The 24,998-nt window shown below is 76.1% G+C and carries 28 protein-coding genes and 1 pseudogene; 15 read left to right on the forward strand and 14 right to left on the reverse strand.

Annotated elements, in window-relative coordinates; genetic code table 11:
* Nucleotides 1-263 precede the first annotated feature (263 nt).
* Both OU787_RS32715 and OU787_RS32720 read left to right on the forward strand, forming a co-directional pair.
* Nucleotides 264-1,175 carry a nitroreductase/quinone reductase family protein gene (locus OU787_RS32715; RefSeq protein ID WP_268661561.1) on the forward strand — a complete coding sequence of 304 codons (912 nt, stop codon included), beginning with the start codon at nucleotides 264-266 and terminating at the stop codon, nucleotides 1,173-1,175.
* Between the two features lie 133 nt (nucleotides 1,176-1,308).
* The gene (locus OU787_RS32720) at nucleotides 1,309-1,836 is read left to right on the forward strand and encodes a MarR family winged helix-turn-helix transcriptional regulator (RefSeq protein ID WP_268661562.1); all 528 of its coding nucleotides are present in this window, start codon (nucleotides 1,309-1,311) and stop codon (nucleotides 1,834-1,836) included.
* 48 nt (nucleotides 1,837-1,884) lie between these two features.
* Here OU787_RS32720 and OU787_RS32725 read toward each other — a convergent pair whose 3' ends face one another.
* Both OU787_RS32725 and OU787_RS32730 read right to left on the reverse strand, forming a co-directional pair.
* Nucleotides 1,885-3,996 carry a serine/threonine-protein kinase gene (locus tag OU787_RS32725; RefSeq protein ID WP_268661563.1) on the reverse strand — a complete coding sequence of 704 codons (2,112 nt, stop codon included), beginning with the start codon at nucleotides 3,994-3,996 and terminating at the stop codon, nucleotides 1,885-1,887.
* A gap of 414 nt (nucleotides 3,997-4,410) precedes the next feature.
* The gene (locus OU787_RS32730; protein ID WP_268661564.1) at nucleotides 4,411-5,289 is read right to left on the reverse strand and encodes an acyl-CoA thioester hydrolase/BAAT C-terminal domain-containing protein; all 879 of its coding nucleotides are present in this window, start codon (nucleotides 5,287-5,289) and stop codon (nucleotides 4,411-4,413) included.
* Nucleotides 5,290-5,488: 199 nt separating this feature from the next.
* Here OU787_RS32730 and OU787_RS32735 point away from each other — a divergent pair, with 199 nt between their 5' ends.
* From OU787_RS32735 to OU787_RS32745, 3 genes and pseudogenes are all read left to right on the forward strand, one after another.
* Entirely contained in the window at nucleotides 5,489-6,199 is a 711-nt protein-coding gene (locus tag OU787_RS32735; protein WP_268661565.1) for a class I SAM-dependent methyltransferase, read from the forward strand.
* Between the two features lie 68 nt (nucleotides 6,200-6,267).
* Nucleotides 6,268-6,426, forward strand: a pseudogene (locus tag OU787_RS32740) (TetR/AcrR family transcriptional regulator); the annotation flags it as partial.
* A gap of 218 nt (nucleotides 6,427-6,644) precedes the next feature.
* Entirely contained in the window at nucleotides 6,645-7,157 is a 513-nt protein-coding gene (locus OU787_RS32745; RefSeq protein ID WP_268661566.1) for a rhodanese-like domain-containing protein, read from the forward strand.
* A gap of 57 nt (nucleotides 7,158-7,214) precedes the next feature.
* Here OU787_RS32745 and OU787_RS32750 read toward each other — a convergent pair whose 3' ends face one another.
* A complete protein-coding gene (locus OU787_RS32750) occupies nucleotides 7,215-8,090 on the reverse strand; it encodes a LysR family transcriptional regulator (protein ID WP_268661567.1) in 876 nt (291 codons plus the stop codon).
* A gap of 154 nt (nucleotides 8,091-8,244) precedes the next feature.
* Here OU787_RS32750 and OU787_RS32755 point away from each other — a divergent pair, with 154 nt between their 5' ends.
* The 4 genes from OU787_RS32755 (at nucleotide 8,245) to OU787_RS32770 (ending at nucleotide 11,335) form a co-directional block, all read left to right on the forward strand.
* Nucleotides 8,245-8,601 (forward strand): DoxX family protein, encoded by a 357-nt coding sequence (locus tag OU787_RS32755; protein ID WP_268661568.1) that lies wholly within the window; start codon nucleotides 8,245-8,247, stop codon nucleotides 8,599-8,601.
* A 208-nt stretch (nucleotides 8,602-8,809) separates the two neighbouring features.
* On the forward strand, nucleotides 8,810-9,595 hold the full coding sequence (locus OU787_RS32760; RefSeq protein ID WP_268661569.1) for a GNAT family N-acetyltransferase: 786 nt from the start codon (nucleotides 8,810-8,812) through the stop codon (nucleotides 9,593-9,595).
* A gap of 89 nt (nucleotides 9,596-9,684) precedes the next feature.
* On the forward strand, nucleotides 9,685-9,909 hold the full coding sequence (gene infA / locus OU787_RS32765) for a translation initiation factor IF-1 (protein WP_030463886.1): 225 nt from the start codon (nucleotides 9,685-9,687) through the stop codon (nucleotides 9,907-9,909).
* 253 nt (nucleotides 9,910-10,162) lie between these two features.
* Nucleotides 10,163-11,335, forward strand: a complete 1,173-nt coding sequence (locus OU787_RS32770) for an 8-amino-7-oxononanoate synthase (RefSeq protein ID WP_051817980.1) — start codon at nucleotides 10,163-10,165, stop codon at nucleotides 11,333-11,335.
* Between the two features lie 45 nt (nucleotides 11,336-11,380).
* On the opposite strand, the gene OU787_RS32775 is transcribed toward OU787_RS32770, so the two are convergent.
* Nucleotides 11,381-12,877 (reverse strand): alkaline phosphatase family protein, encoded by a 1,497-nt coding sequence (locus tag OU787_RS32775; protein ID WP_268661570.1) that lies wholly within the window; start codon nucleotides 12,875-12,877, stop codon nucleotides 11,381-11,383.
* A gap of 229 nt (nucleotides 12,878-13,106) precedes the next feature.
* Here OU787_RS32775 and OU787_RS32780 point away from each other — a divergent pair, with 229 nt between their 5' ends.
* Together OU787_RS32780 and OU787_RS32785 are read left to right on the forward strand one after the other, a co-directional pair.
* Nucleotides 13,107-13,874 (forward strand): GntR family transcriptional regulator, encoded by a 768-nt coding sequence (locus tag OU787_RS32780; RefSeq protein ID WP_268661571.1) that lies wholly within the window; start codon nucleotides 13,107-13,109, stop codon nucleotides 13,872-13,874.
* 99 nt (nucleotides 13,875-13,973) lie between these two features.
* Nucleotides 13,974-14,516 carry a HEAT repeat domain-containing protein gene (locus OU787_RS32785; RefSeq protein WP_030463890.1) on the forward strand — a complete coding sequence of 181 codons (543 nt, stop codon included), beginning with the start codon at nucleotides 13,974-13,976 and terminating at the stop codon, nucleotides 14,514-14,516.
* Between the two features lie 18 nt (nucleotides 14,517-14,534).
* Here OU787_RS32785 and OU787_RS32790 read toward each other — a convergent pair whose 3' ends face one another.
* The 3 genes from OU787_RS32790 to OU787_RS32800 all read right to left on the reverse strand — a co-directional run bounded on the left by OU787_RS32790 (nucleotide 14,535) and on the right by OU787_RS32800 (nucleotide 16,805).
* Nucleotides 14,535-15,113 (reverse strand): GNAT family N-acetyltransferase, encoded by a 579-nt coding sequence (locus OU787_RS32790; protein ID WP_442788601.1) that lies wholly within the window; start codon nucleotides 15,111-15,113, stop codon nucleotides 14,535-14,537.
* A gap of 128 nt (nucleotides 15,114-15,241) precedes the next feature.
* On the reverse strand, nucleotides 15,242-15,916 hold the full coding sequence (locus OU787_RS32795; protein WP_268661572.1) for a hypothetical protein: 675 nt from the start codon (nucleotides 15,914-15,916) through the stop codon (nucleotides 15,242-15,244).
* Nucleotides 15,917-15,959: 43 nt separating this feature from the next.
* On the reverse strand, nucleotides 15,960-16,805 hold the full coding sequence (locus OU787_RS32800; RefSeq protein ID WP_268661573.1) for an alpha/beta fold hydrolase: 846 nt from the start codon (nucleotides 16,803-16,805) through the stop codon (nucleotides 15,960-15,962).
* A 101-nt stretch (nucleotides 16,806-16,906) separates the two neighbouring features.
* On the opposite strand from OU787_RS32800, the gene OU787_RS32805 reads away from it, so the two are divergent.
* Nucleotides 16,907-17,596: a TetR/AcrR family transcriptional regulator gene (locus OU787_RS32805; RefSeq protein WP_268661574.1), complete on the forward strand. Its 690-nt coding sequence runs from the start codon at nucleotides 16,907-16,909 to the stop codon at nucleotides 17,594-17,596.
* Here the strand turns inward: OU787_RS32805 and OU787_RS32810 are convergent.
* A complete protein-coding gene (locus tag OU787_RS32810; RefSeq protein WP_268661963.1) occupies nucleotides 17,569-18,312 on the reverse strand; it encodes an SAM-dependent methyltransferase in 744 nt (247 codons plus the stop codon). The genes OU787_RS32805 and OU787_RS32810 overlap by 28 nt on opposite strands.
* A gap of 432 nt (nucleotides 18,313-18,744) precedes the next feature.
* Here OU787_RS32810 and OU787_RS32815 point away from each other — a divergent pair, with 432 nt between their 5' ends.
* From OU787_RS32815 to OU787_RS32825, 3 genes are all read left to right on the forward strand, one after another.
* The gene (locus OU787_RS32815) at nucleotides 18,745-19,305 is read left to right on the forward strand and encodes an RNA polymerase sigma factor (RefSeq protein WP_268661575.1); all 561 of its coding nucleotides are present in this window, start codon (nucleotides 18,745-18,747) and stop codon (nucleotides 19,303-19,305) included.
* Nucleotides 19,302-19,961, forward strand: a complete 660-nt coding sequence (locus tag OU787_RS32820; RefSeq protein ID WP_268661576.1) for a hypothetical protein — start codon at nucleotides 19,302-19,304, stop codon at nucleotides 19,959-19,961. Before OU787_RS32815 ends, OU787_RS32820 begins: the two co-directional genes overlap by 4 nt.
* Nucleotides 19,962-20,105: 144 nt before the next feature.
* Nucleotides 20,106-20,717, forward strand: a complete 612-nt coding sequence (locus tag OU787_RS32825) for a hypothetical protein (protein ID WP_268661577.1) — start codon at nucleotides 20,106-20,108, stop codon at nucleotides 20,715-20,717.
* A 20-nt stretch (nucleotides 20,718-20,737) separates the two neighbouring features.
* Here OU787_RS32825 and OU787_RS32830 read toward each other — a convergent pair whose 3' ends face one another.
* From OU787_RS32830 to OU787_RS32855, 6 genes are all read right to left on the reverse strand, one after another.
* Nucleotides 20,738-21,166: a hypothetical protein gene (locus OU787_RS32830; protein ID WP_268661578.1), complete on the reverse strand. Its 429-nt coding sequence runs from the start codon at nucleotides 21,164-21,166 to the stop codon at nucleotides 20,738-20,740.
* Nucleotides 21,163-21,969, reverse strand: a complete 807-nt coding sequence (locus OU787_RS32835) for a class I SAM-dependent methyltransferase (RefSeq protein WP_268661579.1) — start codon at nucleotides 21,967-21,969, stop codon at nucleotides 21,163-21,165. Before OU787_RS32835 ends, OU787_RS32830 begins: the two co-directional genes overlap by 4 nt.
* 110 nt (nucleotides 21,970-22,079) lie before the next feature.
* Nucleotides 22,080-22,862: a DUF2071 domain-containing protein gene (locus tag OU787_RS32840; RefSeq protein WP_268661580.1), complete on the reverse strand. Its 783-nt coding sequence runs from the start codon at nucleotides 22,860-22,862 to the stop codon at nucleotides 22,080-22,082.
* The gene (locus OU787_RS32845; RefSeq protein ID WP_268661581.1) at nucleotides 22,859-23,854 is read right to left on the reverse strand and encodes a DUF3419 family protein; all 996 of its coding nucleotides are present in this window, start codon (nucleotides 23,852-23,854) and stop codon (nucleotides 22,859-22,861) included. Before OU787_RS32845 ends, OU787_RS32840 begins: the two co-directional genes overlap by 4 nt.
* Nucleotides 23,851-24,252: a DoxX-like family protein gene (locus OU787_RS32850; protein WP_268661582.1), complete on the reverse strand. Its 402-nt coding sequence runs from the start codon at nucleotides 24,250-24,252 to the stop codon at nucleotides 23,851-23,853. The genes OU787_RS32845 and OU787_RS32850 overlap by 4 nt, the downstream gene beginning before the upstream one ends.
* Nucleotides 24,253-24,554: 302 nt before the next feature.
* On the reverse strand, nucleotides 24,555-24,968 hold the full coding sequence (locus tag OU787_RS32855; protein WP_268661583.1) for a winged helix-turn-helix transcriptional regulator: 414 nt from the start codon (nucleotides 24,966-24,968) through the stop codon (nucleotides 24,555-24,557).
* Nucleotides 24,969-24,998: the final 30 nt, after the last annotated feature.

The raw sequence follows: 24,998 nt of genomic DNA on the forward strand, positions 1-24,998 counted from the left end.
GGGCGGAGCGTCCCCCTGACGGGGGATCAACGTGGTGGTGGCCAACAGCCCTGCCGGCTTTGGTCTGGACCTTTTTCAAGACGTGAAGTTAGGGGCGTCTGCGCGACCACGTCAACCCCTGTGCGTACAGGAGTCGAAGGACGTGTGCGGAGCGGGGCGGTGGTTGACCGCTGCGCCGGGGCGCGCCTAGATTGTATTTGCTTGCAAATGTGAATCGGTCGCGGCACCGGCGACGGGCCGCGCGGAACGGGGAGGCGCGCACCATGGCCGAGGACTTCAACCAGCAGGTGATCGAACGGTTCCGGGCCAACGGCGGGAAGGTCGACGGCTTCCCCGACCTGCTGCTGCTCACCGTCGCCGGACGGCGCACCGGCCGACCCCGCACCACCCCGCTCGCCTACCGCGAGGACGCCGGACGCTACCTGGTCTTCGGCTCCAACGGCGGCGCCCCGCAGCACCCCCTCTGGTACCGCAACCTGCTCGCCGCCGGCGGCGGCACCGCCGAACTCCCCGACGGCGCGGGCGGAACCGTCGCCCACTCGGTCCGCCCCGTCGAGCTCGACCCCGACGAACGCGCCCGCCAGTACGCCGAACAGGCCCGCCGCGTCCCGGCCTTCGCCGAGTACGCCGACCGCGCCGACCGCGCCATCCCGGTGATCGCCCTGCACCCGCTCGACCTCTCCGGCGACCCCGCGCTGCCCGCCGCGATCGTCGCCGGACTCCGGCTCCACCACGAGGACCTGCGCCGCCAACTCGCCGACCTGCGGGCCCGCCTGGACGGCGCAGCCGTGCCGCCCGGGGCGGACTTCCGGACCGCGGGGCCGGTGGCGGGGCTCGGGCCGGTGGCGGGGCCCGACCTGGCGGCCCAGTTGCGGGCCCGCTGCCTGAGCTTCTGCCACGGGCTCGACATGCACCACATCCGGGAGGAGGGCGCGTTCACCGCCTTCCAGCGGCAGTACCCGCAACTCGGCCCCGCGATCGCCCGCCTGCGCGCCGACCACCGCACCGTCGCCGACGCCCTCGCCCGCTTCGAGGCCCACCTCGCCACGCCCGCCGCCGCCGACCCCGCTGCCCTGCGCACCGAACTCGACCGGCTGACCGAGGGGTTGGAGGCGCACTTCGCGTACGAGGAGGAACGGCTGCTCGCGGTGTCCGCCCCGCACCCGGAGCGCTGAGGCGCGGGAGCGTGCGGGGGTGGGCGGGGCTGCGGGCGGGGGTGGACGGGGCTGCGGGCGGGGTCCGGTAGCGTGAGGTGCGGCTCCACGACCGTGGGGCCGGACCTCGACGCGTACCGACCCGGGAGGGCGCATGACCGGCCCGTCCGCGGACCTGCCGAACAGCGATGGCGGGGGCGACGGGGGCGAAGGCGATGGCGGGGGCGGCGGGGGGCTCTCCGCGGACGACGCCGTCCGGGCGATGCTGCTGCTGATGCCGCGGGTCGCCGCCCGGGTCAAGCGGACCGCGGTGCCCGAGGCGCTGGCCGGCTTCCAGCTCGCGCCCCGGCACCTCTCGCTGCTGGCCTACCTGGTCTTCGACGGGCCGATGCCGGTCGGCGCGCTCGCCGAACGCCTCGAAGTCGCCCACACCACGGCCAGCCTGATGGTCGGCGACCTCACCCGCCAGGGCGTCCTGGACCGCCGCCCCGACCCCGCCGACCGCCGCCGCACCATCGTCTCGCTGACCGCCGACCCCACCACCCGCACCGCCATCGAACGCTGGCTCGCCAACGGCTCCGCCTCCTGGCGGTCCGCCTTCGCGCCTCTCACCCCCGCCGAACGCGCCCTGTTCGTCCGCACCATGGCCGCCTACGAACAGGGCACCGCGGACGGCTCCTGACGGACCGTCAGGCTGGGGCGGCGGGCCTGACTGCCGGAGCGGGCGGGGTCAGCGGAGCGGGCCGCGGTTGAGCAGCAGGTTCCGGCGTTCGGACAGCGTCATCGGCCGCGGGTGCAGGACCGCCAGGGCGGCGTCGGCCTCCCCGGCGGCGGTGAGGTTCGCGGCGGCCGCCGCGACGGACAGCGGGGACAGCCGCCCGGCCTCCCGGAGCAGGACCTCCAGCCGCCCGTGCTGGCCCGCCCGGCGGAACCCGGCCACCAGGTCGGGGAACTCCGCGGACGCCCGGACCGCCGGGGCCAGGCAGACCAGCCGCTCTGCGACCGCGAACTGCCCGGCGGCGTGGAACGCCGCGACCACCGCACCGAGTTCGGCGGCCGGCCAGGCCCGGGCAACCGTCGTCACCAGGTCGTCCGGCGAGATCCCCGGGTGCCGGACCTGGTGCAGCGTCGGCAGCCACTCGGCCCGGAACCGCTCCGGCCCCGACGGCCGGGACCGGATCCACTCCAGGAACGCCGCCTCGTCCGCGACCCCCGCGGCGGTGAGCGCACCCACCGCCGTGACGACCGCCGCGAACGGCGGCACCCCCGGCCGGGCCGCGACCGCCCGCATCCCGCGGGCCAACCGGGCGAGCAGCGCGGCCCGCTCCGCCTCGACGGCCCGCGTGCGGTGGGCGAACCGGGCGAACAGGGCGGCCCGCTCCACCGCGACCGGCACGGCTGGTGCTGGTACTGGTGTTGCGACTGGTGTCGATACCGGTGCCGGGTACGGGAGTTGTGGGTGGTGGGCTTCGAGGGCGGCGGTCAGCATGGTGAGGCGCAGGTGCTGCCCGGCCTCGCGGAGCCCGGCGAGGAGGGCGGGGAGTTCGGCGGTGGTGCGGCGGGCCGGAATGCTGCGGACGATCTCGTTGGCGAGCCGGGGCAGCCGGGCCTCCTCGTAGGTGGCGAGCAGCGCACCGATCCCGGCCGCCGGCCAGGCCCGGGCCACGGCGTCCACCCAGGCGGTGGACTGGTAACCCCGGCCGTGCCGGGCCAACAGCTGCTCGGGCGGCGGGAGTTGACCGGCGGCGTCCAGCGCCCGGATCCAGTCGACGTACGTCGACTCCCCGGCGTGCGATCCGGGCTCCGGAACGGACAGCGGGGCCGTGACGGCGGTCGGCGGGAGCGGCCGGGTGTCGGCCGGGGTGGCCGGGGTGGGCAGCGGGAAGGTCGTGGCGGTCGGCGGGGGGACCGGTGCGGGGGTCGGGACGGTGGGGGCGGTCGGGAACCGGGGCGCGTCGGCCGGGGCGGTCGTCGGCCAGGGAGTCCGCGGTCCGCGGTTTCCGTCCCCGCTCTCGATCCCGTTGCCGGTGGCGAGGTCGCGGAGGCGGTCGGTGACCTCGGCGGCGGAGCGAGGTCGGGCGGCCGGGTCCTTGGCGAGCAGGTCGAGGATCAGTCGGTCGAGGGCGGGCGGGACGTGGTGGAGGGACTCGGGGCCGGGCGGGCGCGGGGGCTCGGCGAGGTGGCGCATCATCAGCGGGACCGGGTCCCCGGCGCCGAACGGCGGGCGGCCGGTGAGGAGCTCGAACAGGACGCAGCCGAGGGCGTACAGGTCTCCGCGGTGGTCGCCGGAGCGGCCGTGGAAGCGCTCCGGCGGCATGTACGCCATGGTGCCCATCACCCGGCTGTGGGTGTCGGACCGGCCCTCGTGGTGCTTGGCGATGCCGAAGTCGAGGATCTTCAGCCGGCCGTTCCGGGCCAGGAACAGGTTGGCGGGCTTGAGGTCCCGGTGGACGACCTGCGCGGCGTGCGCGAAGGCGAGCGCGTCGCAGAGCTGGAGCGTCCAGTCGACCGCCTCGGCGACCGGGGGCGGTCCGTCCGCGCGGAGCCGGACGGCCAGGTCGGTGCCGGTGAGCAGCTCCATCACCAGGTAGACCGTGCCGTCGGGCTCCCGGCCCAGGTCGTGGACGGTGACGATGCCGGGGTGGCCGAGCCCGGCGGCGAGCCGGGCCTCGTTGAGGAACAGGTCGGTGCCGCGCGGGTCGTGCAGCTCGGTGTGCAGCAGCTTGACGGCGACCCGGCGCTGCAGCGCCACGTCCCACCCGTGCCAGACCTGGCCCATCCCGCCGCGCCCGATCAGCTCGTCCAGACGGTAGCGGGCGGCGAGCATGCGTACGGCGGCCAAGACTTCCTCCCCGGTCATCCCGACCGGGCCGCGCCAGGGGTGCCAGGGGCGCAGGACGGGCCGCGCGGGCCGGTCTGCCCCGGAATCTACCAGCCGGACACGGCCCCGAACCCGGCCCGGCCCAGCGTCCCTGGCACCTCTGGCGCGCCCGGCCCGGCACCCCTGGCGGGTCGGGGACGCCGGCTGCGGCCTCGGTCGCGGCCCGATGCGTCACCGGCTCCCGAACGGTGAACACGCCTGGGGCAAGACCGGCTCCCGCCCCGGCCGGGACCGCGGCTCCTTCGCCACCTGCGCCCCGCAGCCGCGAGCCGGGACACCTCGTCGGCCACCCGCAGAACCCGACCGGCGCCGGCAGCGACCCCCGCACCCCACCGGGCCGGTCACCGCCGCGCCCGCCGACCGGCCGTCCGGGGCTCAGCCCCCGTCGGCGGGCAGCAGGCCGCCGCCGAGCACGTCGAGCAGGTGCGGCCAGGCCGCCGCACCCAGCCGGGCGGCCGCCGCCGGGGTGCCGCCGTGGTCGAAGACCGTGGACGGGGGCGGCGGCACCTCGCCGGGGAACACCACCCGGTGGCCCGCCGCCGGGTCGCCGACCAGCACGGTGCGGGCGCCGTCGGCCGCGCGGCGGCGCTCGCGCAGCCGCTCGGCGTACGGGAGCGACGGCCACATCGCGTCGGCCCCGCCCGCGACCAGCAGCAGCTCCGCCCGGGCCCGCTCCACCGGGATCCGGGCCGCGGGCACGTCCGCCGCGAACGTCCGCTCGCTCTGCTCGTACCAGCCGCGGATGGCCACCGGGACGCCCGCCGGCTCCGCGGACGTCCAGCTCTCGTCCATCGGGACGAACGGCAGCGGGCGGCCCCGCCAGGTCCAGGAGGAACGGGCCGGGCGGTCCGCGCCGTCCAGCCCCGCCCCGACGTTGCGCCACACCAGGGAGGTCGGCGCCAGCGCGACCACCGCGTCCACCCGCGGGTCGCGCACCGCCGTCAGCATCGCCGCCTCCGCGCCCTTCGACGTCCCGAGCAGGCCGACCCGCCGCACACCGTCCGCCCGGAACAGGTCGACCGCCGCCGTGAAGGTCTCCAACGGCACCTCGCACACCCCCGGCGGCTGCCCCGGCCCGCCGAACCAACGGATCGTCAACGCGTCGAACCCCGCCCGCGCCAACACCCGCGCCCGCGCCGCCTCCACCCGCCCGCTCGACCCCGACAGCACCACCACCCCGACCGCACTGCCCCCCACCGGCGTGCACCGCAACCCCTCCCACGGCTCCGCCCACACCCGCTCGACGATCTCCATCGGTCTCCCCTTCCCCTCCGCTCCCACCCCACCCTCACCGACCACACCCCCACCGGGCAAGGACCCGCCCGGCTGCCGGGCCGTCAGGGCAGGGAGCGCGCGGTCCGATCGATTCTTGAGGGACGGGACGGGACGGAGGCGGGCGGGGCCGGTGGACGCCGTTGTCGGCGGGGAGGCGGGGTGTGGCAGGGTCGGGCGCATGGCTTTCGACCACAACGACCACTACCACCGCCTGTTGCTGCGTCAACTCCCGGCCGGGTGCCGGACGGCGTTGGACGTCGGGTGCGGGACGGGGCGGTTCGCCCGGCGGCTGGCCGGGCGGGGGATCGAGGTGGACGCGGTCGATCCCTCGGCGGAGGCGGTCGAGGCGGCCCGGGCGCTGACGGGGACGGCCGGTGGGCCGGGGCCGCGGTTCCGGCAGGCAGACGTCACCCGGCTCGAACTGCCTTCGGGGCACTACGACTTCGTCTCCTGCCTGGCGAGCCTGCACCACATGCCGTTCGACACCGTCCGGACGCTGCGGGCAGCGCTGGCGCCGGGCGGGGTGCTGGTCGTCCTCGGCTGCTACCCGGAGGTGTCGCGGACGGACTGGCTGTGGAGCCTGGCCGCCGTCCCGGTCAACGCGGTCGCGCGGCTCTGCACCGCGCTCGGGGAACGGCTCCGCGGCACCCGCCCGACCGGCCCCGACGCCGTGCGGGCACCGGTCGCGCCGCCGACGCTGACCTACGCGCAGACCCGGCGGGAGGCCGCCGCGCTGCTGCCCGGCTTCCGGCTGCGACGGCTGCTGTTCTGGCGCTACCTGCTGGTCTACCGCGCCCCCGCCGACGGACCGTCGCCGGAGCCGCCGTCGCCGTCGACGGTGCGGGACGGCGGCCGGGGCGCCGAGGCGCCCGGGGACCGGACGGCCTGATGCCGCGCCGACCCCGCGCGCTGCGGACCGCCGACGCGGACCGTCCCGGCGGCCCCGCCTGAGCGACCGCCCCGCACCTGGACGCCGACCGGGAGGCGGCCGCGCTGCTCGCCGGGATCCAGGGCGGCGTGCTGATCCTGATGACCAGCGGCTCCGCCACCCACCTGGAAGCCGCCCTGGACACCGGCCTCGCCCGCCTGCGCGGAACGGTCGGCACCGGTGCGTGACCACTCGGCCCGCGGATGCCCGCCGGCCTGCGCGCGGCGGGCTGGCGGGATCTTGACGGTCACAGGCGCTCACGCCACTCGTGGGGCGGGTGCGCGGACCGAGAGACTGGAGCCGTCGCCGACCGGGGCCACCGGAACGGCCCACCGGAACCCCCGGCCCCCGACCCGGAAGGCCCCCGGCCCGGAACCCCCCGCACCACCAGAAACGAGGCACCTCCATGTCCGCCACCGCCGCCACCGCCACCGCCGGGACGACCACCGGGACCGCCGCCACCAGCGCCGTCCTGAGCGTCCCCGCCGCCGCCCCGGCCGAGGCCGCCGCCCACTACGCCGCCCGGCTCGCCTTCGAGGCGGACGTCTCGGACGTCCACGCCGACCTGGCCTCCGGCGTGCCCGGCATCGTGGTGGTCGACACCCGCAGCAAGGCCGCCTGGGACCAGGGGCACATCCCCGGCGCCGTCCACCTCCCGACCGGGCAGATCGCCGACCTGGCCCCGGAGTTGATCGACCCGGCCCTGACCGTGGTCACCTACTGCTGGGGCCCCGGCTGCAACGGCGCCACCCGCGCGGCCCTGGCCTTCGCCCGGCTCGGCTACCGGGTCAAGGAGATGCTCGGCGGCTTCGAGTACTGGGCCCGCGAGGGCTTCGCGTACGACACCGCCGCGGGCTCCGAGCAGCGCCCCGTCGACGACCTGACCGCCCCGCGCTCCGGCATCTCCTGCGCCTGCTGACCCCCCCGGAACCCCCGGAACCCCCGGAACCTCCCGGGCCTCCCGGATCCCCGGCGCTCAGGAGCGGTAGGCGGCCGTCGCCGTCTCGACGAAGGAGCGGACCAGCGGGTCGGCCGCGCCCTCGTTCCAGGCCACCACCACCCGGCTCGGCGCCAGGTCCGGCACCGGCACCACCACCAGCCCGGCGGGCAGGTCGTGTCCGAGCGGGGCCAGCCCGACCGTGCCGTTCCACAGCACCGCCTGCAGGCACTCCTGCACGCCGCGCACCACCGGGCCCTCGCGCTCGGTGCCGCCGTGCCAGAACGCCTGCCAGCGCGGGTCGGTGCCGGGCGGGAAGCGGAACCAGCGGCGGCCGTCCAGCTCGGCCGGCCGCAGCCGCTCGCGGTGGGCCAGCGGGTCGTCCGCGCGCAGCACCGCGCCGACCGGGTCGGACCGCAGCGTGCGCACCGCCAGGCCGTCCTCGTCGAACGGGGCCCGGGTGAGGGCGACGTCGACCAGCCCGGCGCGCAGCCCGCAGGTCGGGTCGGTCAGGTCGGTCTCCCGGACCAGGACGTCCACGCCCGGGTGGTCGCGGCGGTGGGCGGCCGCCGACCGGAACACGCCCGGGTCGGTGCCGTCGCCCAGGATGCCGACGGTCAGGCCCGCCCGTCCGGCCGCCGCGCCCACCCGCACCCGCAGCCGGTCGGCGCGGGCGAGCAGGGCCCGCGCCTCCGCCAGCAGCACCGTGCCCGCCGGGGTGAGCGCGACCCCGGCCGGCGAGCGGACGAGCAGCAGGGCGCCGAGGTCGGCCTCCAACTGCCTGACCGCCCGGCTCAGCGGCGGCTGGCTCAGGTGCAGGCGGCGGGCGGCCCGGCCGAAGTGCAGTTCCTCGGCGACCGCCACGAAGTACCGCAGGGTCCGTAGCTCCACGCTGCGACGATACCCAGCCGGCATCGGCGGACCGGAACGGGTCTTGGACGGCGCCCCGCCCCCGGCGGTGGAGTGGACGGGACGCGGCCGCTCCCGGCCGCCCCCGCCGCCCGGCCCCGCCCGGCGGCGGCCCGCGCACCGGCCCCGCACCGCGGCGGCCCGCCCCCGAACGGGAACCATGGAACTCGCCCACTGGATCGTCGCCGGCCCGCTCGCCCTCTTCTCCCTCTACTCGGGCACGCTGAAGGCGGTCCGCAGCCCCGACCGGCTCCGCCCGATGATGGCCTGGGTCGACCGGGTCCCGCTGCCCGCCCTGCGCGCCCTCGGCGTGCTCGAACTCCTCGGCGCCGCCGGGCTGCTGCTGCCCCCGCTGACCGGCACCGCAACCTGGCTCGCCCCGGCCGCGGCGACCGGCCTGCTGCTGCTCCAGGCCGGCGCGATCCCGGTCCACCTCACCGGTGGCGACCGCCGGATCGGCCTCAACCTGGCCCTGCTGGCCGCCGCGGCCGCCGTCCTGCTGCTGCCCGCCGGGTAGCCGGAACGGGGCGTCCGATAAATCGCTTGGACGGGCGGCGGGAGGTTGCTACTGTTCGGATCGCCGTGAACAGGAAGCGAGGAGGTGAGTTCCCCATGAGAGCTGGATCGAGGCGGGTGCTCCCCCTTTCCCCACGGTGCAACGACTGACACAGGTGTCGTCGGGAGCGCTCGCGTGACAACGCAGGCACTCCCGAAAGGCGAAAGCCATGAACACCGTGAACAGCACGAACACCGCGCACCCCGGGCACCCCGTGGAGATCACCCGGGTCGACGAGACCCAGTGGCAGGCCCTGGCCGGCGACGTGGTCGTCGGCCACGCCGACGTCTCCACCCGCCGCCACGACCTGCGCTACGTCAGCATCGACGTCTGGGACGACGCGGCCTTCGCGCCGCTCGCCGACGCGGTGCGCGCCGCCCTGCCCGCCCCGCTCCACACCCTGCTCGCCGCGGACGACCCGGCCCCGGCCGCCCGCTGGGAGCGGGCCGGGTTCGTCCCCGAACGGCGGGAGTGGGAGTACGTCCTGTCCACCGCCGTCGCGGTCCCCTTCCTCGCCCCGGGCGTCACGATCCTGCCCGCCGGGACGGCCGACGAGGCCCGACTGCGGGAGCTGGACCGGGAGATCCGGGCCGAGGTCGAGGCCGGCCCCGGCTGGCACACCATGCCCGCCGAGGTTCGGCCCTGCCCTCCGGGGGACACTCTGATCGACCCGTCGCTGTACGCGGTCGCCGTCCACCAGGGCCGGTACGCCGGCCTGGTCCGGGTGGTCCGCGGCCGCGGCCCCGCCCGGATCGGCCTGCTCGCGGTCCGCGCCGCCCACCAGCGGCACGGCCTCGGCCGCTCCCTGCTCGCGCACGCCCTGCACACCCTGCACGAGGCGGGCACCACCACCGCCTGGGCCGAGGTCGACCGGTCCCGCACCGCCGCCACCACCCTCTTCGAGAGCTTCGGCGCCGAACGGACCGGCCAGGTCCTGCACCTGATCCACCACTGACCGGCACCACCCGCACCGCCCCGCACCAACTCCGCACCACCCCGCACCACTCCGCACCACCCCCACTCCCACCAGAGAATCGAGACCCCTTGCCACGCGTCGCCAAGGGCCTGGAGCTCGAGGGCACCGTCCTCGAGTGCCTGCGGAACGCCACCTTCAAGGTGGAACTGCAGAACGGCCACCACGTGCTCGCCCACATCAGCGGAAAGATCCGCAAGAACTACATCAAGATCCTCCCCTTCGACCGCGTCCTGGTCGAACTCAGCCCGTACGACCTGACCAGGGGCCGCATCCTGTTCCGCTACCGCAACTGACCCCCCGTCAGTCCCGGTAGCCCCGCCGGTCCCGGCCGGTCCCTGCCGGTCCCGGCCGTTCCCTCGCGCCGGCGCCTCCGACCCCCCGTACGGGTCGGAGGCGCCGGCGCGGGCGGTTTCCGAGCAGGTCCCGAGCAGGTTCCGAGCAGGTCCCGAGCGGTTCTCCGGTCGGCGGGCCGGGGGAGTGTGGGCCGTCGCACATCGGGGCGGTACGCGTTGCCCCGGCCGCGCGCCGGGTGGAAGAGTGCCGGGCATGGTGGCAGACGGGCAGGTCAGCGGAGCGGAAGCGGCGCCGGAACGGGTGTTCGACTGGCTGGACGGGGCGGCGAGGGCCCGGGACGCCGCCGGGCTGACCAGGCGGCTGCGCAGCCGGCCCGCCGACGACCCGGTGCTCGACCTGGCCTCCAACGACTACCTCGGGCTGACCAGGCACCCGGCCGTCACGGCCGCCGCCGCCGAGGCCGCCGTGCGCTGGGGCGGCGGCGCGACCGGCTCCCGGCTGGTCACCGGCACCACCGAGGCGCACACCGCGCTGGAGCGCGAACTCGCCGAGTTCTGCGGCTACCAGGCCGCGCTGGTGTTCTCCTCCGGCTACACCGCCAACCTCGCCGTGCTCACCGCGCTGGCCGGCCCGGACACCCTGATCGTCTCCGACGCCCACAACCACGCCTCGCTGATCGACGGCTGCCGGCTCGCCAGGGGCCGGGTCGCCCGGGCCGCGCACTGCGACCCCGCCTCGGTGCGCGAAGCCCTCGCGGCCCGCACCGAACCCCGCGCCCTGGTGGTCACCGACTCGGTGTTCTCGGTCGACGGCAACGCCGCCCCGCTCGCCGACCACCTCGCCGCCGCCCGCGCGCACGGCGCCGCGCTGGTCATCGACGACGCGCACGGCCTGGGCGTGCTCGGCCCGGGCGGCGCGGGCGCCGGGGCCGCCGCGGGCATCGCCGGACAGCCCGACGTGGTCGCCACCGCGACGCTCTCCAAGTCGCTCGGCGCGCAGGGCGGCGTCGTCCTCGGCCCCGAGCGGGTGATCCGCCACCTGGTCTCCGCCGCCCGGACCTTCATCTTCGACACCGGCCTCGCCCCCGCCGCGGTCGGCGCCGCCCTTGGCGCGCTGCGCCTGCTGCGGGCCGAGCCCGGCCGGGCCGCCGACGCCCTGCGGGTGGCCCGCGAACTCGCCGACCGGCTCACCGAGTCCGGCCTGGACGCTTCCGCCCCGGACGGCGCGGTGGTCGCCGTCCGGGCCGACGACCCCGAGCACGCGGTGCGCTGGGCCGCCGCCTGCCGGGACGAGGGCCTGGCCGTCGGCTGCTTCCGGCCCCCGTCCGTCCCCGACGGCGTCCCGCGCCTGCGGCTGACCGCCCGCGCCGACCTGACGGCCGACCAGGTCGCGTTCGCGGTGCAGGTGGTGCTCAAGACCCGCTGAGCGCTCCCGGGGCGGGCCGGACACGCCCGCCCCGGGGCGGCGCCGTCAGCCGAAGACGACCTGGTCGACCGTCCAGAACGCCGAGTTGGTGCCGGTGTAGCGGAACTGGAAGCGGGCCGTCGAGGCCCCCGCCGGGACGGTGACGTCCAGGTGCTCGACCGTGTTCAGGTCGGCCCGGTAGGACTTCACCAGCTGCGCGGCGCCGCCGTCGAAGGACACGTACACGTCGCCGGTCTGCGGGCCGTCGATCTTGTAGTCGGTGGCGAAGGACAGCGTGCCGTGCGTGCGGCCCGCCACCGGGTACGCCGGGCTGATCAGCGTCGAGTCGAACTGGCCGGTGCCGTGCGACTTGTCGTCCCACTCGTCGGAGTCGGCGACCGCGAACACGTTGCGGGCCCGGACGTTGGTCTCCCGGCTCTGGCCGAGCTGCGCGGCCGTCCAGAACTCGTCGGTGGCGAACGCCCAGCCGCGCCACTCGGTGACGCCGCCGGACGGCATCCGCGAGTTGTCGATCGACCAGCCGGCCGGCGGGGTGTGGGTGAAGCCCTTGACCGTCGAGCCGATGCCGGTCTCGTCGACCCGGGTCTGCAGGCTCGGCCGCAGCGCGTCGAACTCGTCCGGCACGATCTCGTCCACCGGCTTGCCGTCCAGGCCCCAGGCCGGGTCGATCGGCGCGCCCTCGTGCTTGAGCACGGTCGGCGCGATGTCCACCGGCTTGACGTCGTAGCGGTGCGCCCCGGCCGCGTAGCCCCGGCCGTTCAGGACCATCCAGGTCTGCCGCTCGTTGGCGCTGTTGCCGCCGTGGCCGCCCGCGTCGGTGTGGCCGTGGTCGGTGGTGACCACGACCAGCCAGTCCTCGGCGGCGTACGAGGGACGGGACCTGAGCGCGGTCAGCACCTGCCCGACCAGGCCGTCCGCGTCGTGGATCGCGGCCAGGTACTGGCTGGACGCGCCGCCGTAGGCGTGCCCGGCCTCGTCCACCCCGTCGAGGTGCAGGAACACCGAGTCCGGGTTGCCGTGCGCCAGGTAGTCGGCGGCGTCCGAGGCGGTCTTGGCGTCGTTCTCGCTCTCCGGGATACGCAGGTCGGCCTTGCCGTTGAAGACGTTCGCGGTGATCGGGTTCCAGGAGCCGATCACCAGCGTCGAGGCGGCCGGGTCGGCGCTCTCCAGCCGGCTCGCGTAGTCCGGGTACAGGTCGAAGCGCGAACCGGTGAAGTTGTTGTCCACCACCTTGTGCTTGTCCGGCCACACGCCGGTGGCGATGGTCGACCAGCCCGGCCCGGAGAGGGTCGGCGCCATCGGGTTCGCGTACAGGTTGGAGGTCGCCGTGGTGCCCGAGGCCATCAGCGCCTTCAGGTTCGGCGCGTCCGCCGCCGCGATCTTGTCGTACCGGGTGCCGTCGATGCCGATGACCAGCGTCTTGGCCTGCTTGCTGCCGTTCGGCAGGCCGTTGTACGCGCCGGTGGCGGCCGCGGCGGGCGAGCCGCCCAGCGGCACCAGCGCGGCCGCGACGACGGCCGCCGCGGACAGGGAAATGGCCATGGTGGAACGGGAGTTGCGCACGGGTTCTCCCAACGGGGAAGCGGCACGGTGCGGTTGCACCGGCAACCGAGGATGGGGCGGCCGGGCGAGCGCGAGCCCGCACCGAATCCACGGTTGTATGAACAAGCGTCAAAATTCAGTCCAGACCGGTTATCCGTCCGTGATGTTTCGTGGACGGCCGGACCGGGGGGTGCCGGGCCGGCGGACGGCCGATCGCTACCCTGGGCCGGTGAACCACGGCACCCCCCGCGCCCCCCTCGCCCCCGCCCGGTCCGGCGTCCCCGAGCACGGCCGGGTGCCCAAGTACTACCTGGTCAAGGCCGAACTCGAGGAACTGATCGACGAGTTGGGCCCCGGCGGACGGCTCCCCACCGAAGCCGGCCTGGCCGAGCGGTACGGCGTCGCCCGCGCCACCGTCCGCCAGGCCCTGCGCGACCTGCTGATCGAGGGCCGCCTGCGTCGCCAGGGCCGCGGCACCGTGGTCGCCGGAGCCAAGATCGAACAGCCGCTGTCACTGGCCAGCTACACCGAGGGCGTCACCCGCCAGGGCCTGCGCCCCGGCCGCACCCTGATCGCCCTCGACCGCCAGCCCGCCGACCCCGCCACCGCCGACCGCCTCGCCGTCCCGGCCGGCGAACCGCTCTGGCACCTCGAACGCGTGCTGCGCGCCGACGAGGAACGCGTCGGCCTGGAGTCCACCTACCTGCCGGTGGCCCGAGTCCCGCGGCTGGCAACGGAGTTCGACCCGGCCGGCTCGCTCTACGGCTACCTGCGCGACCGCGGCGTGCAGCTCGCCGGAGCCGAGGAGCGGATCGAGACCGTGCTCGCCACCCCGCGCGAGGCCCTGCTGATCGGCACCCCGCCCGCCCTCCCGATGCTGCTGCTGCACCGCCGCAGCCGCGATGCCGCCGGCCGCCCGCTGGAACTCGTCCGCACCCTCTACCGCGGCGACCGGTTCAGCTTCACCCTCGACCTGACCGCCCCCACCACCGACTGACCCGGGCGCGGCTTCCGGGCAGCGGCTTCCGGGCAGCGGCTCCCGGGGCGGGTGAAATCCCTTTGCGGGGACGGCTCGTGCGGTCCGACACTGGGGGACATGCTCGGATTCGTCAGGACCGACAACGAAGCCCTCGTCACCTACCTGGGCGACCCGCAACGCACCGTCGCCGCCTACCGGGAACTGCTGCGGCGCGGGGAGGACGCGGTGGACGCCGTCCGCCACGGACTCTCCCACCCCGACGCGGCCGTCCGGGAGGGCTGCTGCCGGCTCCTGGACCACCTGGTCGACACCGCGTCCATGGGCCGCCTGGTCACCATGGCCGACGACCCCGACCCCGAGGTCCGGATCGCCGCCTTCCACGCCCTGGCCTGCGACCGCTGCAAGGGCGACACCTGCGCCCCGGGCGCGGACCAGGTCCTCGCCCCCGCCCTGCGCCACCTCGCCGACGACCCCGACCCCCGGGTGCGGGCCCGGGCCGCCGAACTCGTCGGCAAGTTCGCCCACACCCACCCCGGGGCCGTCACCGCCCTGCAGACCTGCCACGCCCAGGACCCGAGCCCCGCCGTCCGCAAGAAGGCCGGCTGGTACGCCCCCGGCGGGAGCATCCACGAACGGACCCGCCCCCGCCCGCCCCGGTGACGGCCGTCGAATCGGTCGTCAGGCCAGGCTCTTGCGCATCAGGACGCACATCGTCTCGTAGCGGCGGAGCGTGCCGTCCTCGTCCTCCACGTCCCACGAGTCGGGCGCCCGGCCGAAGGCGCGGTAGCCGAGGCGCTCGTAGAGGGCGCGGGCCCGCGGGTTGGACTCCTCGACGCCCAGCTCGGCGCGGACCAGGCCGCGGGCGGCGATCCGCCGCTCGGCGGCGCCGATCAGCAGCGTGCCGATCCCGCAGGACTGCAGGGCGGGATGGACACCGAGCTGCCAGAGCGTGCCCGCCCCGGGCGCCACCGCGTAGTCGACGCCGCACAGCGCCACCGGAAGCCCGGCCGGCGTGCACGCCGCCAAGTAGTCGATCTCGCCCGCCGCGGCCCGCCGGACCTTCCCGGCGAGCTCGCGCACGTGCTTCGGCGACCCGGCCCAACCGCAGGACGGCAGATCGGCGTCGGTCAGGCCGCGCACCGACAACCGCAGCCTGACCTCGGCCACCGCCGCGCCCCGCACGTCCTCCGCCGTGCCCTGCACGTCCTCCGCCGTGCCCTGCACGTCCTCCACCGCGCCCTGCACGTCCTCCGACATCGTCGTCCCCTCCGTCGCGGGCATTCCCCGGCCCATTGCAGCAGGCCGCCGCCCGCCCGTCCAAGGGTTTCCGGGGCGCGCTGGCGCGGGTCGGCGCGGTTCGGTGCGGGTCGGCGCGGGACGCCGGCTCAGAGCGCCGACAACAGCAGCAGCAACGCGAACGGGGCCGCCCCCCAGGCCAGTCCGCGCAGTACGCCGCGCCGCACGGTGTCCCCGGCGGGCAGCGGGAGGGACCTCCGGGCCCGCACCCCGGACCCGCCCCCGGCCTCCGTTCCGGTCCCCGGCCCGGCCGCCGTTCCGGTCTTCGGTTGCGGGGCCAGCGGCAGCCCCATCTGCACGCCCGCCGCGGCCAGCGCGGGCGGCAGCAGGGTGAACGCCAGCCACAGCGGGTAGACGAAGCCCGGGTCCCGGTTCGAGACCGGGTCGTGGCCCGAGGCGGGGGCGATCTCCGCGACCGGCCAGGCCAGCAGCGCCACCAGCGCGCCGAACGCCAGCGCCAGCACGGCCCCCGCCCACACCGCGCCCACCGGCCGGGAACGGTACTGCGGCGTCGCCGTCCGCAGCGCGCTGCCCGCCAGCACCGCCGCCCCGTACCCGCCGAACACGGCCAGCCCGTCCCCGCGCAGCGCGTCCCGGACCCCGTCCGCCCCGTCGACCCCGTCCGCCAGTGCCCCGACGCCCCACGCCCCGGCCACCGCCGCCGCCAGGACCAGGGCCACCGAGCCGGGCGCGGCGGTCCTGGCCCTGCGGCTGCCCGCGTCGCCGTTGCCCGTGCTGCCGTTCACCGCGTCGCCGTTCACCATGCCCGGCACGCTAACAGCGGCCCGGCCGCGGTGGGCAGGTGCGTCAGGCGGTGGTGGCGGTGTGCTCGGCCAGGAAGTCGGTGATCAGGGTCCGCCACTGCTCGGGTCGCTCGGCGAACGGCAGGTGGCCGGTGGGCAGTTGGGCCGTCCGGGCGCCGGGGATGCGGTCGGCGAGCTCGCGCTGCAGGGACGGCGAGACCAGCGGGTCGGCGGTGGTGGTGATCACCAGGGTGGGTGCCTGGACCCGGGCCAGGTCCGCGCGGACGTCGATCCGCCGCACCAGGTCGACCTGTTCGGGCGTGCCGGGCGGGACGGTGGCGGCCACCGCGGCGATCGCCCCGCGCAGCGCGGCCGGGTCGAGGGCCTGCAGCACGTCGGGGCCGAACGCGGCCAGGGTCAGGTGCTCGGCCAGCAGGTCGTGCGCGCCGGACGCGTACAGCTCGCCCCACAGCCGGGCGGCCAGGTCGAGCCGGGCGTCCCGGTGGGCGAAGGTCGCGGTCAGCACCAGGGCGCCGACCCGCTCCGGATGGCGGGCGGCGGCCCGGACGGCGACCGGGCCGCCCAGCGAGAACCCGGCCAGGGCGAAGCGTTCGAGCCCCGCGGCGTCGGCGGCGGCGACCAGCTGGTCGGCCAGCTCGTCGGCGTCCAACGGGCCGGTGGCGCGCGGGGATCCGCCGCTGCCGGGCCAGTCGACGCCGACCACGGTGTGCCGGGCGGCCAGGCCCTCCAGCAGCGGCCCGTAGTTCGCGGCGGTGCCGCCGCCGGCGCCGTGGGCCAGCACCAGACCGGGACCGGAGCCGAGCACGGTGCGGGCGAGCGGCGCGGACGGCGCAGGCGGGGTGAGCAGGGCGGACGCGGTGGATGCGATGGACGCGGTGGCGATGGGCATGGGAGTTCCCCCTCCGGGCGCGGTGCGGCACCTGAATTCTGTAGCGGTCGCTACGAAATGACCGTAGCACGCTCTGTAGGGATCGCTATAGAATTGCCGCCATGGCCACCAAGGGACGCCCGCGCAGCTTCGACCGGGACGCCGTGCTCGACGCGGCACTGACCGAGTTCTGGCGCCACGGCTACGAGGCGACCTCGCTGTCCGGGCTCACCAAGGCGATGGGCATCAACCCGCCCAGCCTGTACGCGGCGTTCGGCGACAAGCGGCAGCTCTTCACCGCCGCCGTCCAGCGCTACGCCGCCACCCACGGCAGCTACAGCGCCCGGGCGCTCGCCCGGCCGACCGCGCGCGAGGCCGTCGAGACGATGCTCGGACTGGCCGCCGCCGGGTACGCCGAACCCGGCCACCCCCCGGGCTGCTTCGTGGTCGACGGGGCCACCAACACCACCGACGCCGCCCAGGACGTCCGGGAGGAACTGCGCGCCCTCCGCGAGGGCGTCAAACAGGCCCTCGCCGCCCGGATCACCGCCGACGCCGCGGCCGGCCTACTGCCCCCCGTGACCCGCGACGAGGCGGACGGCCTCGCGGCCTTCTACGCCTCCGTCATCCAGGGCATGTCCACCCAGGCCCGCGACGGCGCCGACCGCGCCACCCTGGAACGCATCGCCGCCCTGGCCATGCGCGCCTGGCCGTCCGCCGCGGCGGAGACCGCGGAGACGGCGAGCGCGGAGGGCGGCTGCGGTGACGGTGGCGGGCGCGGGGCTCAGGGGCGGACGGCCACCGCGCCGTAGCAGGAGGCGCCGGCGTCGCTGATCCGCTCGGTGTCCTCCTCCAGCGAGGGGTTCCAGCGGGTGGTGGCGACGACGCCCGGGTCGAGGACGTCCCAGCCGGTGAAGAAGCGGCCGAACTCCTCGCTGGTGCAGGCCGCGACGGGCGTGCCGGCGGCGGTGTAGACCTGGATCAGCCGGGTGGTCTCGTCGGGGGCGAAGTCGGGGGTGAGGTGGCTGATCACCAGTGCGGACCCGCGGGGCAGCCGGGCCTTGAGGCCCTCGGTGATCCGGTGCGCGTCGTCCGGGACGAAGTGCAGCAGGGCGTTCATGCTGAGCGCGATCGGCAGCTCGAAGTCGAGGGTGCGGGCGGCGGCTTCGAGCAGTGCGTCGGGCTCGCGGACGTCGGCCTGGACGTAGGCGGTGACGCCCTGTTCGGTGCCGCGCAGCAGGGCCTGGGCGTGCAGCAGCACGATCGGGTCGTTGTCGGCGTAGACCACCGCGGCGTCCGGGACGACCTGCTGGGCGACCTCGTGCAGGTTGGGGGAGGTGGGGATGCCGGTGCCGATGTCGAGGAACTGCCGGATGCCGGAGCGGGCGAGCAGGCGCGTCGAGCGGCGCATGAAGGCGCGGTTGGCGCGGGCGGCGGAGCGGGCGTAGGGGAAGACGGCCAGGGCGCGGCCGGCGGCCTCCCGGTCGGCGGGGAAGTTGGTCGTCCCGCCGAGGTAGAAGTCGTACATCCGGGCCGAGTGCGCCAGGTGGATGTCGAGGTTGACCTCGACGCCGTCGCCCCGGCCGCCGCTGCCGCTGCCGCTGCCACTGCTGCTGGCGCTGCCGTTGCTGCCGCTCCGGTCGCGTGCGTCCGTTGTCACGAGCTCCCCCTGATCGTCCGTCACTCCGCTCACTCCGCCCACTATGCCCATACGTACGAACCGACAATCAAGGGTGGCTGCCCGTCGCGGGCGCTCCGCCGGGCGGAACGGTCGGAATCGATCAGGGAGCGATCGGATCCGGTCGGGGCGCCGAACAGTCGGATTTTCCGTCGGAACGACTTATGTCTGATCTTGAAACCTCTTGTGCCGGATTACCATCTCGACACCTGATGCGCCTTAATGTTCCTACGGGGGAAGCGAGTTCCGGCGACCCGGGGGCCGCTGGGGAGGAGTGTGGGCGTGAACGAGAGCGAGTGGGCGGTGGGCGACCGGCACCGCCTGACGTTCGACGCATTCTGCGATACCCACCACCGGACGTGGACCGGCTTCGCCGGTGCGCGCCTGGGCGACCCGGCCGTCGCGCGCGGAGCGGTGGAACTCGCCAAGAGCCGGGTGTGGCGGGAGTGGCCGCGGATCCTGCGCGAGCAGTTCCCGGCCTTCCAGGCCTGGACGATCCTCAAGGAGGAGGTCGGCGCGGCCCTGCTGCAGCGGATGATGGACGGCGCACCGCCGCCGCCCCCGGAACACGTCCCGCTCTGGGTCTGCGCGGTGCGGATCGCCGCCGAACGCGCCCAGCACCTGCCGGAGACCGACGGCCGCCACCGGGAGCTGTACGCCGCGCTGCGCGGACTCTCCGAGCGCCGCCACGACGTGGTCCTGCTGCGCTACCTGCTCGGCCTGACGGACCGGCAGATCGCCGACTGCCTGGCCACCACCGAGGCCAACGTCCGCTCCACCGCCGCCCAGGCCCTCGCCCGGCTGGCCGCGGCCCTCGGCGCCCGGAGCGGGGAACCCCGATGACCACCGGACGCGACAGCCTCCCCTCGCCCACCCGGCCGCCCCGTCCCTGCCCGGGCGGCCCGACCGGACCGGACGACCCGGAGGGCCCGGCCGTCTCCTGGGACCGGCTGCTCACCGCCCCCCGGCCGTTCCCCTCCGAGCACCTCCAGGCCGCCCACGAACTCGACCTCGCCACCTCCCTGGTCCTGGCCATGCCCACCGCCGCCGCCTCGCTGGACCTGCTGGTCAACGACACGCGCATCCACCCCGAGGGTGCCCTCGTCCTCGGCGCGCTGCTGTACGTCGCCCACCACCGCGAAGGCGCCCAGTTCTGGTGGCAGTTCGCGGCCGGCGGCGGCTCCTACACCGCCGCGTCCTGCCTGAGCCTGCTGCACCGCAGCCTCGGCGAGTTCCTCGACGCCGAGGTCTGGCGCCGTCAGGCCGAGAACCTGGCGGCCGGCCCCCGCCCGTCGCAACCCGTCCTCGGCGGCCGCGACACACTGCTCCCGGCCGGGGTCCTCGCCGAGATCCTCGCCCTGTGCCACGAGGGCCTCGACGTCCGGCTCCCGCCCCGGCTGGCCGCCGTGATCCACCAGCTCCCGGTGGACTGCGACGACCTCGAGTACGGCGAACTCCCGCAGGTGAGCAGCACCCTGGTCCGCGACCTGGCCCGCTGACCACCGGCCGCTCCGGCCCGGCCTCGCGCCGGTCCGGCCTCGCCCCGACGCGGCCTCGCCCCGATGCGGGACCGGACCGGCCGTCAGGACACCGGGCCGGACCGGCTGTCAGGGCGGGGCCGGGCCGGGGCTACCCTTCCGATCATGGCTATGACACCTGACGAGTTCTACGACCACGCGCGCGCCGCCGCCGACGGCGAACTCCGGCTCCCGCTCGCCCGGATGACCGGCTGGGACATCAGCCCGTTCGAGCCGGAGGGGCTGCGGGTCTCGCCGCTGCGCCCGCCGGTGCTGCCCGAGCCGCCGCGGCACGGCGAGGACCCGGCGGACTGCGGGATGTGCCGGGCCCGCGACGAGGGCCTGTGGTTCACCGACCACTGGCGGCTGAACCGGGTCGCGGGCGTCGGCGTGCCACTGGCCCTGATGCTGTACCCGCGCGACCACTACGACCTGGCGGAACTCCCCGACGAACTGGCCGCCGAACTGGGCGTGCTCACCACCCGCATCGTCCGCCACGTCCAGGCCCTACCGCACGTCTCCCGGGCCCACGTCTACCGCCTGGGCGACGGCGCCGCCCACCTGCACCTCTGGTTCTTCGCCCGCCCGGCGGGCCAGCTCCAGCTGTTCGGCTCCTGGCTGCCCGTCTGGGACGACCTGCTGCCGGAGTACCCGGCCGACGCGGCCCGGGCGGACGCGGAGACCGTCGCCGACGCCCTGACCGCCTCCTACGGCGGCCGCCGCACGGCGACCGCCTGACCGACTGCCCGCCGCCCGCCTCACCCGCGGAGTGCCACCACCAGCGCGCAGCCGAACACGGCCGTCACCCAGGTCCACAGCACCGACAGGGCGACGTGGGCGGCGGTCCGCAGCCGGTCGCCGCGCCACAACTCCGCTGGGAACACCGTGAACTGGAAGATCCAGCGCAGGCCCCAGAAGAGCGTCTGCGCGGCCAGCAGGACAGTGCCGAGCCGGCCCCCGGCGAGCAGGTCCGGGGCGAGCAGCAGCGGCAGCAGGCCGAGCAGGACGCAGGTCAGGGCGATGAAGAAGAGGTGCGCGTAGGAGACCTGACGGGTCAGCAGGGTGGTCCCGGCGAGGTCGGACGGCCAGCCGATGAGCCGCGGCAGGACGGCGTGGAACACGCCCATCACGATCAGGGCCGCACCCACCAGGCGCAGTTGGCCTTCCAGGGTGAGCAGGTGGGTCACGGTGCGAGGCGCTTTCCGGTCGGGGTAGGGGCGGCGGGCGGGGTGGTTGCGGGTGGGGCGGCGAAGACGAAGGCGGTGACGAGACCGCCGATCCGCCGCTGCGCGACGAGGTGCAGGTTCGCCCCGGCCGCGGCCCGCAGCCAGGTCCGCCGGGGGAAGAAGTGCTGGGCGCCGGGGCCGTAGACCGCGGTGTTGGCGGCGTCCCGCAGGTGCTCGACCAGGACCAGGCGCCCCCCGGGGCGCAGCACCCGGGCGCATTCGGCGAAGAGTTCGTGCCGGTCGCCGGTCCGGCGCAGCTCGTGGGCGGCGAAGACGGCGAGGACGGTGTCGGTCGTGCCGGTGGCCGCGGGCAGGCGGTCGGGGCGTCCGGGAAGGGTGCGCGGGGCGGGCGGCACGCGGCGGCGGGCCCGGCGGATCGAGCCCTCGGTCATGAGGGCGGGGTCGTAGAGGTCCACCACGGTCTGGGGGTGCTGCGGCCAGCGGGCCGCCACCGGTCGGCTGGCCTCGTCGAGGCCGGAGGAGAGGACCAGATGCTCGCCCGGGCCGGCGGGCAGCAGTTCCGCCAGCCAGTCGAAGGTGCGCAGTTCCGAGCGGTCGTAGACCCACCAGGTGGCGGCCGTGCTGCTGGTCAGCAGGGCGGCCGCCGCGGCCGCGCCCGCCCGGGCGAGTGCGGCCGCGGGCCGGGGGAGCCGGTGCGAGAGCGCGAGGCCCGCCCCGGCGGCGAGGCAGCCCGCCGCGTACAGGGGCCAGTTGTAGCGGACGACCTCCCGCACGCCGGAGAAGCGCACCGGCTCCTCCCGCACCGGCTCCTCCCGAACCGAGTCCTCTCGGGCCGGTTCCTCCCGAACCGGCTCCTCCCGGGTCGGCTCCTCCCGGGTCGGACCGGTGCTCCGGGGAACTGCCGTGGCCCGCCTCATCGTTCGGCCCCGTTCTCGGCGCGGCGCAGACCGGCGTCCCAGCCGTAGTCGAGGTCGGCGACGTGGAAGGCGTTGGCGAGCACGGGTGCCGTCCCGGCGAAGGGGCCGTGCTGGAAGAAGGTGGGCGGGGTCGGGAGTTCGACGGCCACCGGGGTCGGCTCCCAGTGGGTCCGGACGGCCTTGACCACGATCATCGATCCGGTCTGCGGCTCGTGCTCGAAGGTGTAGGGCAGCGGACCGGCGAAGCGCCGGGCGTCCTTGGCGCAGGCGAACGGGCTGCCGGCGGGCAGGTCCGCGGGGGCACCCGCGAGGTCGGCCCGCACGTGCAGGTCGGCCCGGCCGTCGCGGCTGAGGACCCGGAACTCCAGGGTGTCGCCGACGACCCGGCTGCCGATCCGGGCGAGCCGGTAGTGGTAGCGGGTGAGCAGGTTGCCGCCGAGGGCCATGGTGCGGCTGTCGGTGTCGCTGCGCAGGATCTTCAGCCCGCGCATGGTCCGTCCCCCGGGGGTGGGGAAGCGGGTGAAGATCCGGTACCCGGTGAGGATCAGGTCGGCGCCGAGGCCGGCGGGCAGGAAGGCGGGCCGCAGGTCCCGGGTGTCCACCAGGGCCGCGGCGACGAACCCGTGCTCGGTGCCGGCGGGGTCGGTGTAGGTGTCGAGGGCGAGCCCCGGCGGCAGCAGCGGCTCCAGGACCTGCGGCGGCAGGGCGTAGGTGAGGACCAGCGAGTGGGCGAAGCGGGTCCGCATCGGGACGGGGTGGCGCTGCAACAGGTACTTCATCGGGCCCTCGCTCCGTCCGCTCCGGTACGGACGACCCGCACCACGCCCCAGATCATCGACCGGTCCTCGGCGGCCCGTCCGGCCCCGCCGGGGCCCGGTTCGCGCAGGCTGCGCACCACCGTGGTCCCGCCCGGGCGCACCGCGTGCTCGACGGCGGCGCGCAGCCGCCGGGCGAAGTGCGGGCCGGGGCCGTCGACCACGTTGGAGAGCGTCACCGCGTCGTAGCTCCCGGCGGCGCACCGCTCCAGGTGCTCGACGACCTCGCCCTGCACCAGCCGCACCCGCCCCGGGCCGGCCACAGCCTCGGCCGCGCCGGGGCGTTCGCGGCCGAGCAGCAGCCGCCAGGCCCAGTCGTTGGCGGCGTTGGGGTGCCGGGCCACGGTCCGGGCGATCCTGTGCAGCAGCACCTCGTCGAAGCCGCGCGGGAGCACGCACCGGAAGCCCGGGCGCAGGACGGTGGCGAGCGCCCCGGCGGGCCGCAGGGCGGCGGCGGCCAGCAGCCGCAGGCCGGGCCCGTCGAACTCGGCGCTCCAGCGGCGCCGTTGCTCCTCGGGGTCGTCCAGGCGCAGGAAGTCGGCGACGGCGGCGGGCCGCCAGCCGGGCAGCAGGGCCGCGGCTGCGGTCCGGCCCAGGCCGGTCAGCCGCTCGGCGGTGCCGGTCGCGGCGGGCGCCCCGCCCTCCAGCCGGGTCCTGGCGTAGGCGAGTTGGACCGGGTTCAGGTCGATGGCGGTGACCTCGTACCCGGCCGCGGCGAGCGCGGCCGCGGTGTCCCCGGCGGACGCGATGCACAGCACCCGGGCGCCGGGCGGCGGGAAGGCGGCGAGTTCGACGGCCGGGTCCTCGTACATGCGGCCGAACAGCACCCGGGGGCGGCCGGCGGGCCCGGCGAGCAGGCGGCCCGTCCGCCAGGGCGTACCGGCGGCGGGATCCGGGGTGCGCGGTGCGGCTGCGGCTTCGGCTGCGGAGCGGTGGGTGAGGAAGGAAGGGCTCATCGCGCCCAGACCTCCTGCGCGGCGCCGTCCCGCCGCCCCGGGCCGGGCGCGGTGCGGCGCGCGGCGACCAGCCAGATCAGCGCGAGGAACCCGAGGTCCTGGACCACCAGCCGGCCGGGCTCGGGGATGTGCTGCGAACCGACGAGCAGGCCCCCGGTGTTGAAGCCGGCCACCAGGACCGTCTGCACGACCGCGGCGGCGTACGGCCGGTACCCCAGCAGCACCCACACCCCGAGCGCGACCTCGGCGAGGCCGATGGCGACCAGCAGCGCGTTCGCCGCGCCGGCCGGCAACAGGGGCAGCCCCTCCACGATGGCCCGCTGGTCCGCCCGCCCGGGGAAGACCTTGCACCAGAAGCCCTCGTACCACCACATCAACGCGACCGCGACGGCCGGCAAGCGCGTCCTGCCGATGTCTCCCACGGTCCCCCCTCTCCCACGACCACCCGGGCGCAGGGCACGGCGGCGCCGGCCCCGTTCTCTCCCGGGCTTCACAGCGCCGATCATGCCGCAAATTTTGAACGCGTTCAATGTGAGGGTGCGGGCGCCCGGCGGCCCTTGCCTCCCGTACCCGCGGCGCGGGCACGGCCCCGCCTTCCGCAGCGGGCACAGTCCCGCCTCCCGCGGCGGGCCGCGGCGCCGAGGCGCAGACCGGGCAGCCTCGCTCGGGCCGCAGTGCCGAGGCGGAGAGCGGGCAATCCCTAGCCGGGGGGCGACGCGTCGGCGAGCCGGTTGTTGCGGTCGATCTCCGGCATGTGCGCCTCGGCCCAGAGCCGCAGGGCGGCGAGCGGTTCCTCGAGGGACCGGCCGAGCCCGGTGAGCCGGTAGTGGACGGCGGGCGGGACGGTGGGTTCCACCCGGCGAGCGACCAGGCCGTCGCGGACCAGGCTCTGCAGGGTGACGGAGAGCATCTTCTGTGAGATGCCGGGGACGCGGCGCCGCAGTTCGGCGAAACGGAGTTCGCCCGGGGCTGCCTCCGCCAGCACCTTGACCGCCATCGACGTCCACTTGGTGCCGATGCGGTCGAGCAACCGGCGGGTCGGGCAGTCCGGATCCAGCAGGTCGCCCCGCTCGCCGGGCCGCCGGCCTGGTCCGTCGGTCCTCGATGTGGTCACTCGGGGCTCACCACCTGTGGGAGAAGTGCC

Source organism: Kitasatospora sp. YST-16 (genome assembly GCF_026802215.1).
In the GTDB taxonomy this organism is placed as follows: Bacteria; Actinomycetota; Actinomycetes; order Streptomycetales; family Streptomycetaceae; genus Kitasatospora; species Kitasatospora cineracea.

Excerpts from the sequence above, each read along its gene's own strand:
- OU787_RS32715 (WP_268661561.1), top strand. The coding sequence starts at position 264 with ATGGCCGAGGACTTCAACCAGCAGGTGATCGAACGGTTCCGGGCCAAC.
- OU787_RS32720 (WP_268661562.1), top strand. The coding sequence starts at position 1,309 with ATGACCGGCCCGTCCGCGGACCTGCCGAACAGCGATGGCGGGGGCGAC.
- OU787_RS32730 (WP_268661564.1), bottom strand. The coding sequence starts at position 5,289 with ATGGAGATCGTCGAGCGGGTGTGGGCGGAGCCGTGGGAGGGGTTGCGG.
- OU787_RS32735 (WP_268661565.1), top strand. The coding sequence starts at position 5,489 with ATGGCTTTCGACCACAACGACCACTACCACCGCCTGTTGCTGCGTCAA.
- OU787_RS32745 (WP_268661566.1), top strand. The coding sequence starts at position 6,645 with ATGTCCGCCACCGCCGCCACCGCCACCGCCGGGACGACCACCGGGACC.
- OU787_RS32750 (WP_268661567.1), bottom strand. The coding sequence starts at position 8,090 with ATGCCGGCTGGGTATCGTCGCAGCGTGGAGCTACGGACCCTGCGGTAC.
- OU787_RS32755 (WP_268661568.1), top strand. The coding sequence starts at position 8,245 with ATGGAACTCGCCCACTGGATCGTCGCCGGCCCGCTCGCCCTCTTCTCC.
- OU787_RS32760 (WP_268661569.1), top strand. The coding sequence starts at position 8,810 with ATGAACACCGTGAACAGCACGAACACCGCGCACCCCGGGCACCCCGTG.
- OU787_RS32770 (WP_051817980.1), top strand. The coding sequence starts at position 10,163 with ATGGTGGCAGACGGGCAGGTCAGCGGAGCGGAAGCGGCGCCGGAACGG.
- OU787_RS32775 (WP_268661570.1), bottom strand. The coding sequence starts at position 12,877 with ATGGCCATTTCCCTGTCCGCGGCGGCCGTCGTCGCGGCCGCGCTGGTG.
- OU787_RS32785 (WP_030463890.1), top strand. The coding sequence starts at position 13,974 with ATGCTCGGATTCGTCAGGACCGACAACGAAGCCCTCGTCACCTACCTG.
- OU787_RS32790 (WP_442788601.1), bottom strand. The coding sequence starts at position 15,113 with ATGTCGGAGGACGTGCAGGGCGCGGTGGAGGACGTGCAGGGCACGGCG.
- OU787_RS32795 (WP_268661572.1), bottom strand. The coding sequence starts at position 15,916 with ATGGTGAACGGCGACGCGGTGAACGGCAGCACGGGCAACGGCGACGCG.
- OU787_RS32800 (WP_268661573.1), bottom strand. The coding sequence starts at position 16,805 with ATGCCCATCGCCACCGCGTCCATCGCATCCACCGCGTCCGCCCTGCTC.
- OU787_RS32805 (WP_268661574.1), top strand. The coding sequence starts at position 16,907 with ATGGCCACCAAGGGACGCCCGCGCAGCTTCGACCGGGACGCCGTGCTC.
- OU787_RS32810 (WP_268661963.1), bottom strand. The coding sequence starts at position 18,312 with ATGTACGACTTCTACCTCGGCGGGACGACCAACTTCCCCGCCGACCGG.
- OU787_RS32820 (WP_268661576.1), top strand. The coding sequence starts at position 19,302 with ATGACCACCGGACGCGACAGCCTCCCCTCGCCCACCCGGCCGCCCCGT.
- OU787_RS32825 (WP_268661577.1), top strand. The coding sequence starts at position 20,106 with ATGGCTATGACACCTGACGAGTTCTACGACCACGCGCGCGCCGCCGCC.
- OU787_RS32840 (WP_268661580.1), bottom strand. The coding sequence starts at position 22,862 with ATGAAGTACCTGTTGCAGCGCCACCCCGTCCCGATGCGGACCCGCTTC.
- OU787_RS32845 (WP_268661581.1), bottom strand. The coding sequence starts at position 23,854 with ATGAGCCCTTCCTTCCTCACCCACCGCTCCGCAGCCGAAGCCGCAGCC.